The 12064-nt window shown below is 71.5% G+C and carries 9 protein-coding genes; 5 read left to right on the top strand and 4 right to left on the bottom strand.

Going from position 1 to position 12064, the window contains the following annotated elements; genetic code table 11:
* Positions 1 to 276 precede the first annotated feature (276 nt).
* From FGF04_RS31680 to FGF04_RS31665, 4 genes are all read left to right on the top strand, one after another.
* A complete protein-coding gene (locus FGF04_RS31680; RefSeq protein WP_149514817.1) occupies positions 277 to 1377 on the top strand; it encodes a sugar ABC transporter substrate-binding protein in 1101 nt (366 codons plus the stop codon).
* 112 nt (positions 1378 to 1489) lie between these two features.
* Positions 1490 to 2266: an ATP-binding cassette domain-containing protein gene (locus tag FGF04_RS31675; protein WP_149514816.1), complete on the top strand. Its 777-nt coding sequence runs from the start codon at positions 1490 to 1492 to the stop codon at positions 2264 to 2266.
* Positions 2263 to 3543, top strand: coding sequence for a sugar ABC transporter permease (locus FGF04_RS31670; protein WP_149514815.1), 1281 nt, complete (start codon positions 2263 to 2265; stop codon positions 3541 to 3543). The genes FGF04_RS31675 and FGF04_RS31670 overlap by 4 nt, the downstream gene beginning before the upstream one ends.
* Positions 3544 to 3556: 13 nt before the next feature.
* Positions 3557 to 4771, top strand: a complete 1215-nt coding sequence (locus FGF04_RS31665) for an ROK family transcriptional regulator (RefSeq protein WP_149514814.1) — start codon at positions 3557 to 3559, stop codon at positions 4769 to 4771.
* Between the two features lie 54 nt (positions 4772 to 4825).
* Here the strand turns inward: FGF04_RS31665 and FGF04_RS31660 are convergent, their stop codons facing one another.
* The 4 genes from FGF04_RS31660 to FGF04_RS31645 all read right to left on the bottom strand — a co-directional run bounded on the left by FGF04_RS31660 (position 4826) and on the right by FGF04_RS31645 (position 10072).
* Positions 4826 to 5398 (bottom strand): dihydrofolate reductase family protein, encoded by a 573-nt coding sequence (locus tag FGF04_RS31660; protein WP_149514813.1) that lies wholly within the window; start codon positions 5396 to 5398, stop codon positions 4826 to 4828.
* Between the two features lie 156 nt (positions 5399 to 5554).
* Positions 5555 to 7729: an NAD-dependent DNA ligase LigA gene (gene ligA / locus FGF04_RS31655; protein ID WP_149514812.1), complete on the bottom strand. Its 2175-nt coding sequence runs from the start codon at positions 7727 to 7729 to the stop codon at positions 5555 to 5557.
* A gap of 168 nt (positions 7730 to 7897) precedes the next feature.
* Positions 7898 to 8647, bottom strand: coding sequence for a hypothetical protein (locus FGF04_RS31650; protein ID WP_149514811.1), 750 nt, complete (start codon positions 8645 to 8647; stop codon positions 7898 to 7900).
* A gap of 285 nt (positions 8648 to 8932) precedes the next feature.
* Positions 8933 to 10072, bottom strand: a complete 1140-nt coding sequence (locus FGF04_RS31645) for an FAD-dependent oxidoreductase (protein ID WP_149514810.1) — start codon at positions 10070 to 10072, stop codon at positions 8933 to 8935.
* Between the two features lie 163 nt (positions 10073 to 10235).
* Between FGF04_RS31645 and FGF04_RS31640 the strand changes: the two genes are divergently transcribed.
* Positions 10236 to 12050, top strand: coding sequence for an ABC transporter ATP-binding protein (locus tag FGF04_RS31640; protein WP_149514809.1), 1815 nt, complete (start codon positions 10236 to 10238; stop codon positions 12048 to 12050).
* The last annotated feature ends 14 nt before the right edge of the window (positions 12051 to 12064 follow it).

The following is a 12064-nucleotide window of genomic DNA, read 5'->3' as shown; positions in this document are numbered from 1 at the left end:
CCCGTGCCCCGCGCCCCGACCCGGTCCACGAGGCGCAAGAGGCGATGGGGTCGCCGCGTTGCGGCAGCGTCATCTAATTGTTATGGCGGATGACAAATAGCGTCTCCCGCACCCTGGGCACGGCGTCCGGAGCGTCGTAAGTTCCCGCTCACAACATTCAGCCCGGACGAATCTCCCGACACCCGGCACTCCTCCCGGGAGCGCGCCTCCCGGTCTCCTTCTCCGCACCCTCGTACGCCCGGTCGTCCGGCTGGGACACCAGAAAGGATCCTGCCCATGCGTAAGGGACTCCTCCTCATCGCCGCCTCGGTGGCACTGGCCGGCTCGCTCACCGCCTGCGGCGACTCGTCGGACGACGGCGACGGCAACTCCGGCTCCGGCTCCGACGCCAAGCCGAAGATCGGTGTGATCCTTCCGGACAGCAAGTCCTCGGCCCGCTGGGAGACCGCGGACCGCAAGTACCTCTCCGAGGCGTTCAAGAAGGCGGGCGTCGAGTTCGACATCCAGAACGCGCAGAACGACAAGCAGGAGTTCCAGACCATCGCGGACCAGATGATCACCAGCGGTGTGAACGTCCTGGTGATCGTGAACCTGGACAGCGGCACGGGCAAGGCGGTCCTCGACAAGGCCAAGGCGCAGGGCGTCGCCACGATCGACTACGACCGGCTCACCCTGGGCGGCTCCGCCCAGTACTACGTGAGCTTCGACAACGTCGCCGTCGGCAAGCTGCAGGGCGAGGGCCTCAGCAAGTGCCTGAGCGACATGAAGGCCAAGAAGCCCATCGTCGCGACGCTCAACGGCTCGCCGACGGACAACAACGCCACCCTCTTCGCCCGGGGTTACAACAGCGTGCTCGACCCGCAGTACGAGTCGGGCGCCTATGTGAAGGGCCCGAACCAGTCCGTCCCGGACTGGGACAACGCCCAGGCCGCGACCATCTTCGAGCAGATGTACACCAGCGAACCGAAGATCGGCGGCGTGCTCGCCGCCAACGACGGCCTCGGCAACGCGGCCATCGCCGTCCTGCGCAAGCAGAACCGCAACGGCAAGGTCCCGGTCACCGGCCAGGACGCGACCGTCCAGGGCCTGCAGAACATCCTCGCGGGCGACCAGTGCATGACCGTCTACAAGGCGGTCAAGAAGGAGGCCGACGCCACGGCCGCGCTCGCCGTCGCCCTCGCCAAGGGCAAGAAGGGCACGACGAACGCGACCGTCGAGGACCCGGAGGGCAAGCGCAAGGTCCCGTCCGTGCTGGAGACCCCGGTGGCCATCTACAAGGACAACGTCAAGGACGTCGTGGACGACGGCTACGTCACCGTCGAGGAGCTCTGCAAGGGCAAGTACGCCGCCCCGTGCGCCCAGGCCGGCATCAAGTAGCCCCGACCGCCCGGCCGGACCGTCGTCCCCGGTCCGGCCGGCCCGGCCGCGGGCACCGGGGCCGCCCGGACCCGCGACCCCCTGACCTCACGACCCCGAGGAGCCGGCTTCCATGACAACGACCCCGATCCTCCGACTGCGCGGGATCGACAAGAGCTTCGGCGCCGTGCAGGTCCTGCACGACGTGTCCTTCGACGTCCGTCCGGGGGAGGTGACCGCCCTCGTCGGGGACAACGGCGCCGGCAAGTCCACCCTGGTCAAGTGCATCGGCGGGATCCACCCGATCGACGGCGGCGAGTACTGGTTCGACGGCGAACGGGTCCAGGTGCACAGCCCGCGCGAGGCGGCGGCCCTGGGCGTCGAGATCGTCTACCAGGACCTGGCGCTCTGCGACAACCTCGACATCGTCCAGAACATGTTCCTCGGCCGCGAGAAGCGCCGGGGACTCGTCCTGGACGACACGACGATGGAGGAGATGGCGGCCCGGACCCTCGAAGGGCTGTCGGTGCGCACCGTCACGTCCATCCGCCAGCAGGTCTCCAGTCTCTCCGGCGGACAGCGGCAGACCGTGGCCATCGCCAAGGCCGTGCTGTGGAACAGCAAGGTCGTCGTCCTGGACGAGCCGACCGCCGCACTCGGTGTCGCCCAGACGGCACAGGTCCTCGAACTGGTCCGGCGGCTGGCCGACAACGGTCTCGCCGTGGTCCTGATCTCGCACAACATGAACGACGTCTTCGCGGTGTCCGACCGGATCGCCGCCCTCTACCTGGGCCGGATGGCCGCCCAGGTCAGCACGTCCGACGTGACGTACTCCCAGGTCGTCGAACTCATCACCTCGGGCCGCAGCGGGGACCTCGGCCTCGCCCACAGCAACGGAGTCACCGCATGACAGCCGCAGTCGTCCCCGAGAAGCCGGAACTGCCCCACGGTCCGGGTACCCCGAAGAAGAACGGAGCGGCCGGGGCCGCGAGTCTGCGCTCGGCCGCCCGGAACTACGTCGACCGGGTCCGGGGCGGTGAGCTGGGCGCCCTCCCCGCCGTCCTCGGCCTGATCGTCCTGTGCGTGTTCTTCGCCGTCCTGCGCCCGGTCTTCCTGTCCGAGCTGAACTTCGCCAATCTGCTGACCCAGGGCGCGGGCAGCATCGCCATCGCCATGGGCCTGGTCTTCGTCCTCCTCCTCGGCGAGATCGACCTGTCCGCCGGGTACGCCAGCGGGGTCTGCGCCGCGGTCCTCGCCATCCTGCTCACCGACCACGGATGGCCCTGGTACGGAGCGGCCGGCGCGGCGATCCTCACCGGAACGGTCATCGGCCTGGTGCTCGGTCTGCTGGTGGCGAAGGTCGGCATCCCGTCGTTCGTCGTCACACTGGCCGCCTTCCTGGGGTTCCAGGGCATCGTGCTGATGCTGCTCAAGGAAGGCACCAACATCTCGATCCGGGACGACACGATCCTGGCCGTCGCCAACAACAACCTCCCTCCCGCGCTGGGCTGGGTGCTGCTGGCCGTCAGCGTCGGGGCGTACGCGGCGATCCAGCTCCGCCGCAGCCGCAACCGCCGGCGGCGCGGGCTCGCGCCCGCTCCCACCGCCCTGCTGGCGGTCAGGATCGGCGGCCTGGCGGCGCTCGGTGCGATCGCCGTCCACCTGCTCAACCAGGAGCGCAGCCGCAACGTCATCGTCGACTCGCTCAAGGGCGTGCCGATCGTGGTGCCCGTCATCGGCGTGCTGCTCGTCGCCGGTACGTTCCTGCTCCAGCGCACCTCCTTCGGCCTGCACATCTACGCGGTGGGCGGCAACGCCGAGGCGGCCCGCCGGGCCGGCATCAACGTGGCGGCCATCCGCACCTCCGCGTTCGTCATCTGCTCCTCCCTGGCCGCGGTGGGCGGCATCATCGCCGCGTCCCGGGGCAACTCGGTCGACCCCAACACCGGTGGCAGCAACGTGCTGCTGCTGGCGGTCGGCGCCGCCGTGATCGGCGGGACGAGCCTGTTCGGCGGGCGGGGCAGGATCGTCGACGCCGTGCTCGGCGGCATGGTGGTCGCGGTCATCCAGAACGGCATGGGCCTGATGGGGTACAGCTCAGGGGTCAAGTACGCTGTCACGGGTTCGGTTCTGCTGGTGGCCGCGGGCGTGGACGCGCTGTCCCGTCGCCGGGCCGTACGACGATGATGTCTGGGGTCCCATGAAAGCCGGTCCCTCGCAGGAGGAGATCCGCCGGCACAACCTCGGCACCCTGCTCCGCCACGTGCACATCGGCGGATCCATGTCACGGGCCGTGCTGGCCGAGCGCATGGGACTCAACCGCAGCACCATCCTGGGACTGGTGAGCGAGCTGGGCGCGGCCGGCCTGGTCCGTGAGGAACTGCCCCGCGAGACCGGCCGGGCCGGCCGGCCGTCCCTGGTCGTCCGGCCCGAGTCCGACCGTGTGTACGTGCTCGCCTTCGACGTGGGAGTGGACCGGATGTCCGCCGCCCGCATCGGCCTGGGAGGCGTCTTCCTCGACCGCAGGGAGATCCCCGTGCTGCCCGGCCCGCGCGACGCCGGCAAGGTGGCCGAGGTCCTGGCCGGCTGCGCACTGGACATGGTGGGTGCGGCACGGCGCGGCACCCACTGCGTCGGCGTGGCCGCCGCCGTCCGCGGCACGGTGCGCCGCTCCGACGGCCTCGTCCGTGCCGCCCCCTACCTCGGCTGGGAGGACGAGGAGTTCGGCGAGGACCTGATGCGCCGGCTGGGCCTCGGCCTCCCCGTCTCGGTGGGCAACGAGGCCAGCCTCGGCGCGCTCGCGGAGCACCTGCGCGGCGCCGGAACCGGCTGCCAGGACCTCGTGTACCTGCACGGCGACATCGGCATCGGCGGCGGGGTCGTCACCGGGGGCCAACTGCTGGGCGGCGACTGCGGGTACGGCGGCGAGATCGGGCACATGGTCGTCAACCCCCGCGACGGCAGACCCTGCGGCTGCGGCGCGCGCGGCTGCCTGGAGGCCGAGGCGGGGGAGCGGGCCCTGCTGGAGGCCGCGCGGCGGGACCCGTCGAGCACCGGCCGGGAAGCCGTGCACGCCGTCGTCGAAGCGGCCGACCGGGGCGACATCGTCGCCCGCGCCGCCCTGCGCGACGTCGGCGACTGGCTCGGCATCGGCGTCGCCAACCTGGTCAACGTGCTCAACCCGCGCACGGTCGTCTTCGGCGGGACGCTCCGCGAGGTGTTCCTCGGCGCGGCTGCCCAGATCCGCAGCCGCATCAACCGCCTCGCCCTCACCGCCTCCCGCGAGAACCTGCGGCTGAGGGTGGGGGAACTCGGCGACGACGCGGTGCTCGTCGGAGCCGCCGAGCTCGCCTTCTCCGAGATCCTGGTCGGCCCCCTGGAGACACTGGCGCGGGCCGGCGCACGCACCGCTTGAGCTCGGCCCGGGGCATCTCCCGGGACAGCTTCCGGGTGTGGCGGACGTGCGCGGTCAGCGCACGACGTCGAAGACGTTCTTCTGCAGGCCGTTGGCGTACGCCTCGTGCTCGACGAGCCGCAGCTTCTGGGTGTCCTTGTCCGTGTCGCTGAACAGGCGCTTGCCCGCGCCGAGCAGCAGCGGGAAGACCAGCAGGTGGTAGCGGTCGATCAGGCCGGCGTCCGAGAGGCCCCGGTTGAGGGTGGCGCTGCCGTGCACGATGAGCGGACCGCCCTCGGTCTCCTTGAGCGCGGCGACCTCGTCGAGCGACCGCAGAATCGTGGTCGGCCCCCAGTTGGACACCAGGTCGTCGTCCTTGAGGGTGGTGGAGACGACGTACTTCGGCATCACCTTGTAGTCGGCGAACTCCTCCATGCCGGGCCACACGGGGCTGAACGACTCGTAGCTGGTCCGGCCCAGCAGCATGGCCCCGGCCTCCTGCTGCTCCCGGCCCTTGATCTCGAACGCCTCCGGGAGGAACTCGACGTCCTTGAAGGTCCAGCCGGAGTTGCGGTAGCCGGGCTCGCCGCCCGGCGCCTCCACGACGCCGTCGAGCGAGACGAAGGCGGTGCTGATCAGGGTGCGCATCGAAGGTCTCCTTGGTGTTCCGTGAGGTGTGCTGCGGCCGGTGCGGTGCTGTCGTACCACCCTGTCCGACTGCCGGCCCCGGCGGAACTCATCGGTCGGCCGACGGATCCGGCGGAACCGGTGCGGCGGGACGGGGCAGAGGGAAAGGACAGCGGGCTAGGCGAGGTGGCCGGCGACGAGCGCGGCGAACTCGTCCGGGGTGGCCAGACGGACGCCGAGGGTCTCCGCCTTGGCGCGCTTGGAACCGGCTCCCTCACCCGCCACCACCAGGGCGGTCCTCTTGGAGACGCTGGAGGAGGAGCGGCCCCCGGCGCGCTCGATCAGTTCGTTCATCTCGTTGCGGCTGAGCTTTTCGAGCGCGCCGGTCATCGCGCCGGTCACGACCACCGTCATACCGGCCAGCGGTCCGCCCGCGGAACCGCTCCCTGCCGCTTCCGCGGCGTCCGGGGCGCCCGCAGGGGCCGTGGAGCCCGCCGGGCCCGCAGCGCTCTCCTGGCCCTGCTGTGGGCCCTGCGCGGCCCCTTCCGCGTCGTCCTCGGGCTCCGCTCTGGGCGGGGTGGCGCCGGGCTCGGTCATGTTCACCCCCGCGGCGACGAGCTTGTCGATGAGCGGGGCCAGCTCGGCGAGCTCGGCGACGATGGACGGCGCCTTCTCGGTGCCGATGCCGTCCACCTGCTGCATCGCGGCCGCGTCGGCGGCCCGGACGTGGTCCATCGTGGCGAAGTGACGGGCGATGCGGCGCGACATCGAACGCCCCGTCCCCCGGACACCCAGTGCGCACAGGACCCGCGACAGCGGCCGGCCCCTGGCGGTGTCCAGCGCCGCGAGGAGGTTGTCGGTGCTCGTCGCGCCCATCCGCTCCAGGCCCAGGAGCTGCTCGCGGGTGAGGGTGAACAGCTCCGCCAGATCGGTGACCAGGCCCGCCTCCACGAGCTGGACCACACGGGTGTGGCCCAGGCCCTCGATGTCGAGCTGGTCGCGGCCCGCGGCGTACGACAGGGAGGCGACCAGGTGGCAGTTGCGGCCGTTCGCGCAGCGCCAGCGCTGCTCGCCGGTGTCGATGTCGCTGCCGCAGCGCGGGCACACCTCGGGGAACACGATGGGCTGCTCGGCGCCGGTGCGCAGATGGGCGACGGGGGCCTCGATGCGGGGGATGACGTCACCGGCGCGATGGACCATGACGTGGTCGCCCAGCCGCAGGTCGCGCCGTGTGATGTCGGCCGGGTTGTGGAGCGTGGCGTAGGTGATGGTGGCCCCGTCGATGACGACCGGTTCGAGGACGGCGCGCGGGGCGATGATGCCGGTGCGGCCCACGTTCCACTCCACCCCGACGAGGCGGGTGATCTTCTCCACCGCAGGCAGCTTGTAGGCGATCGCCCAGCGCGGGGCGCGTGAACCGGAGCCCGCGGCCTGCTGGTCGGCGGCCAGGTCCGCCTTGACGACGATGCCGTCTATCCCGAACGGCAGGGTCGCGCGCAGCCCGGCGATCTCCTGCACCCGTGCCAGGACCTCCTCGGCCGAGCCGGCGGTGGTGCCGGGGACGGCGGTGCCCGCCGTGGTGTTCACCCCGAGCGCGGCGGCATGGTCCATCAGCTCGCTGTGGGACAGGTCGCGCAGCCGTCCGGCGAGCCCGGCCTCCGTGTCCGGCAGGGGCAGCAGCCCGTACCCGAAGAACGTCATCGGCACGGTGTAGGCGCGGTCCCTGGCCCGCAGGGTGCCCGCCGAGGCGCCGCGCGGATTGGCGAAGGGCTGGCCGCCGTGCGCGGTGCGGACCTCGTTGGCGTGCTCGAACTGGGCGGTGGTCATGAGGACTTCGCCGCGCACCTCCACCGTGACGGGCTCGGCCAGGACCTCCGGCAGTCCCTCGACGGTGCCGATGGCATGCGAGACGTCCTCCCCGGCCGTCCCGTCGCCCCGGGTGATCAGGCGGTCCAGGCGGCCGTCCCGGTAGCGGGCGGCGACGGCCAGGCCGTCCAGCTTGGGCTCGACGCCGAACCGCTCGACGTCGTGGCCGACGCGGCGCGCGAGCGAGGCCGTCCAGGCGGTGAACTCCTCGGGCGAGAACACGTTGTCGAGGCTGAGCATCGCCACCGTGTGCGGCACGTCGCCCTCCACCGCCCCGCCCGCGACCTTGCCGGTCGGTGAGTCGGGCAGGACCTGGTCGGGGTGGTCCGCCTCGTACGCGGCGACGGCGCGCACCAGCCGGTCGTAGGTGTCGTCGTCCATCGGCGAGGTGCCGCCCGTGTAGTAGGCGGCCGACGCCTTCACCGCGTCTTCGACGGCCTGGGCGTAGGCGGCGGCATCCACGATCACTGCAACTGGTGTGGTCATGCCGTCATCCTGCCTCCCACCACTGACAACGGCCCCTGCTCCGGCGCCGGGTGGCAGGTGCCCCCCGCCGGGGCCGCCCCGTACTAGGGCGGCCCCGGCGTGCCGGGCGGGCGCGGGCCGGTGTGCGCCGGTGTGCCGGCGGCGCGGGTGGTGTCGCCGGCGGAGGGATCAGGCGGTGGTCGTGACCTTCTCGGCCCCGGCGGCCGCGGCCGGTTCGGTGGCGGCCGTGTAGAAGACCGACGTGCCCTGCTTGTTGCGGTGCGCGCTGCTCCTGGCGACCAGGTTCTCCAGGCTGGTGCGCACGACGGTGGTCCTGATGGTGCGGTCGGGGTGGGCCGCGGTGAGTGCCGTGGTGATCTCGGCGGCGGAGCGCGGTTCCTTCTGCTCCTCCAGGTGTGCGCGGATCAGGTCCACGAGGCTCGGCCGGTCGGTCGCGCCGGCCGCCGTCGTGGCCTTCGCGGCGGGCTTCCCGGCAGCCGGCTTCCTGACGGCCGYCTTCTTGGCCTCGGCCTTCTTGGGCTCGGGCTTCTTGGCCTCGGCCTTCTTCGCGGCGGGCTTCTTGGCGGCGGCCGTCTTCTTCGCGGTCGCGGTCGTGGCGGGGGCGGCCTTCTTCTTGGTCTCCTGCGCCTGCCCGGCCGCCCTGGTCTGCTTCTTGGGAACGGACACCTCACTCGGGGCGGAGGCCTGACTCGGGACCGGGACCGTGCCGGACCCGGCCGCGGGACGCGCGCCACCCAGCGCCTCCTGCATGGTCACCAGGACCGTGTGGTCGTGCTGCAGGGCCGACAACTGCTCCTGCAGGGCGGTGATGTCGGCGGCGATGCGCTCCTGCTCCTTGGTGTTGCGTTCGAGGTCACTCGTCACCTGTGCGATGTACTGCGAGGTGAGTTCGGTGGTGGAGGTCTGCTGGTCGGGCATGTCTGGAGCCTTTCTGGATCCGCCGCCGGCACATGTGCGAGGAGCGAGGACATGTCTCCGCACGAGCGGCGGGCGGGCGAGTGGGACGGTGTCTGTCGTGACGGTCTGTCGGGACTGTCGGTCAGGGCTGGTCCGCCGGGAGGACACAACCGCACGCTTTGCGCCAGTGTAGAGATAGTACGCACGAGTGGAGCGCGGTGTTCCCGGTGTCCGCCCCGTCAACTGACGTCACAAGGCTGCGCAGTCATGTCCGGGACCCGAACTCCTGTTGCCCCTGCAACCCGGTCAGGATGACGACGGCGACGGCGCCGAAGGCGGAGGTGTGCCCCGGGAGATGTTCCCGCTGACCGTGATGTTCTCCTCCACCCGGGGGCGCCGCAGTGACTCGTAGCAGGAGAGCGCACGCGCGATGTCAGGTGTGTCGCGCAGGCAGTCCGCCAGTACCACCGCGTCCTCCAGGGCCAGCGACGCGCCCTGACCGGTCGCGGGCGACGCCGCGTGGGCCGCGTCACCGATGGTCAGGGCCCGGCCGGAGCGCCACCGTGTCCCGACGGGCAGTTCGGTGGCGTCGGTGACCATCACACGCTCCTTCGTGGCCGCCACGATGTCCGCCGCAGGGGTGTCGTCCCGGCGGAGCAGGGGCAGGAGCAGCTCCCGCAGGCGGCTCGCGGAGACCTGCCCGGTCTCGTCGGCGGTCAGCGGCTCACCCGCCACACGCGCGAACCAGTACGACAGGCCGTCGGGTGACACCGCGTGGCCGAAGGCGGCGGCGCTGCCCCGCACCATGGTGATGCGCTCGCTGTCACCGCCGTTCGCCCCGGCCGCAGCCGCGTCGTCCGCGTAGCCGTAGAAGACACGTTGACCCGCGTAGCGGGGCCGTACGTCAGGGGCGATGTGCCGCCGTACGGCGGAGTGCAGGCCGTCGGCGCCGACGAGCAGGTCGCCGGTCGCGGTGCTGCCGTCGGTGAAGTGCGCGGTGATGTCGTCCGGGGTCTCCTCGAAGGAGTCGAGCCGTGCCCCGTGCCTGACATGGATGCCCCGGCGGACGGCCTCCGCCTGGAGGGCGGTGGCCAGTTCGGCGCGGTGCAGGCAGCGGTAGCGCAGGAGCGGGTCGTCGGCCTCGCCGAGCGCCACGTCGGCCAGTACGGCCCCCGTGGCGTCCAGGACCCGCATCGAATGCAGCGGGAAGCCGAGCGCCGTGACCGCGGCGGAGGCGTCCAGCCGGGCCAGCGCACGCATGCCGTTGCTCGCCAGGGTGAGGAACGCGCCGATGTCCTCGGCCGCGTCGGGGTGTGCCTCGTGCACGGTGACCTCCGCCCCCGCCGCGTGCAGGGCCAGTGCGGCCGCCGTACCGGCGATCCCGCCGCCGATGACAAGTACCTGCATGTGTGCTCTCCCTGAGGTGTGGGGTGCCGGAGCGGCCATCGCAGCACGGTGGGGGACACGGCGTAAAGGCGGCCGTGGTTTCGCATGTGCGTACGGTGCCGCCGCCCCTAAAACACGTGGACCGCCCGCGGGCCGGCACGGGACAATCGGAGTACTCGCCCACCACTTCCACTGGACCGCCGCACGACGACACGAGGCAGGGATGGGATTGCCTGAAGCGCGCAGGGTTCATCCGGGCAAGGGCGCGGTGTTGCTCGCGCTCCGTTACTACACAAGGGAGTTGGCCCGGTTCAAGTCGTACTCGGCACCGGGGATGCTGCTGCCGGCACTGGGCAACATCGGCATCAACTACATCGCACCGCTGATCGTCGCCAAACTCGTCGCCCGCGTCGCCCGGGGCGACGCGATCACCGTCACCGAGGCCCTGCCGTACGTGTTCGCCTTCGCAGGTGTGCTGTTGCTCGCGGAGACGCTGTGGCGCCTGGGCCTGCACTGCCTGAACCGGCTCGACGCCCGCGGGATCGAGAGCCTGTACGTGATCGGCATGGACGAACTGTTCGCCAAGGACGCCGCCTTCTTCCACGACAACTTCGCCGGGGCGCTCACCAAGCGGGTGCTGAGCTTCGCCTCCCGGTTCGAGGCGATCGTCGACACCCTGACCTTCCAGGTCGTCGGCAGCCTGGTGCCCCTGGTCTTCGGGTCGGTGGTGCTCTGGCGCTACGAACCGCTGCTCGTCGTCGGCCTGCTGACCATGATCACGCTGACCGCCGTCTGCGTGGCGCCCCTCATCCGCCGCCGCCAGGCACTGGTGCGCAAGCGCGAGGAGGCCATCGCCCGGGTGTCGGGACACGTCGCCGACAGCCTCATGAACATGGACACGGTCCGGGCGTTCGCGGCCGAGGAGCGCGAGGCCGCCGAACACCGCTCCCGCGTCGCGGAGTCGCGCCGGCTCATGCTGCGGTCCTGGGACTACGGCAACCTGCGCATCGACACGATCATCGCCCCGCTGTCCGTCCTCACCAACGCGCTGGGCCTGCTGCTGGCGATCACCCTCGCCGGCGGCGGACACGGCGTGGAGGCCGTCGTGGTGGCGTTCACGTACTACACGAACGCCACGCGGATCATGTTCGAGTTCAACCAGATCTACCGCCGTCTGGAGAGCGCGATGACGGAGGCCGCGCAGTTCACCGAACTGCTGCTGCAGCCGCCCACGGTGCTCGACCCGGTGCCGCCGGAGCCCCTGCGCCCGCAGGCCTCCGACGTGCGCTTCGAGGACGTGACCTTCGCCCACGCGGGCGCGGGGCCCCTCTTCGAAGGGCTCGACCTGACGGTGCGCTGCGGAACGAAGATCGGCCTGGTGGGCCGGTCCGGCGGCGGCAAGACGACGCTCAGCCGGCTGCTCCTGCGCATGACGGACCTCGACGCCGGCCGCATCCTGATCGGCGGACAGGACATCAGCAGACTGCGCCAGGCCGACCTGCGCAGTCTCATCGCCTATGTGCCGCAGGACCCGGCGATGTTCCACCGCACACTGCGGGACAACATCGCGTTCGCCCGGCCCGGCGCCACCGACGCCGAGATCCGCCGTGCGGCGCAGATCGCGCACGTCACGGAGTTCGCCGATACCTTGCCCGACGGCTTCGACACCATGGTCGGTGAGCGCGGTGTGAAGCTGTCGGGCGGGCAGCGCCAGCGGGTGGCGCTCGCCCGGGCGATCCTGCGCGACGCACCGATCCTGCTGCTCGACGAGGCCACCAGCGCACTGGACTCGGAGAGCGAGGTCCTCGTCCAGGAGGCGCTGTGGCGGCTCATGGAGGGACGCACGGCGCTCGTGGTGGCCCACCGGCTGAGCACGGTCGCCACCATGGACCGGCTCGTCGTCCTGGACCGGGGGCGGATCGTCGAACAGGGCACCCACCAGGAGCTGATCGCGTCCGACGGCGCCTACGCGAAGCTGTGGCAGCACCAGTCGGGAGGCTTCCTCGACGACAACTCCGCGGGGGCCGGGGTGGCCTGAGGAAGGAGAGGGGC

This window comes from Streptomyces apricus, from assembly GCF_008369065.1.
Taxonomy (GTDB): domain Bacteria; phylum Actinomycetota; class Actinomycetes; order Streptomycetales; family Streptomycetaceae; genus Streptomyces; species Streptomyces apricus.
Note: the sequence above shows the minus strand (reverse complement) of the source record. Positions and strands in the feature narration are given on the sequence as shown.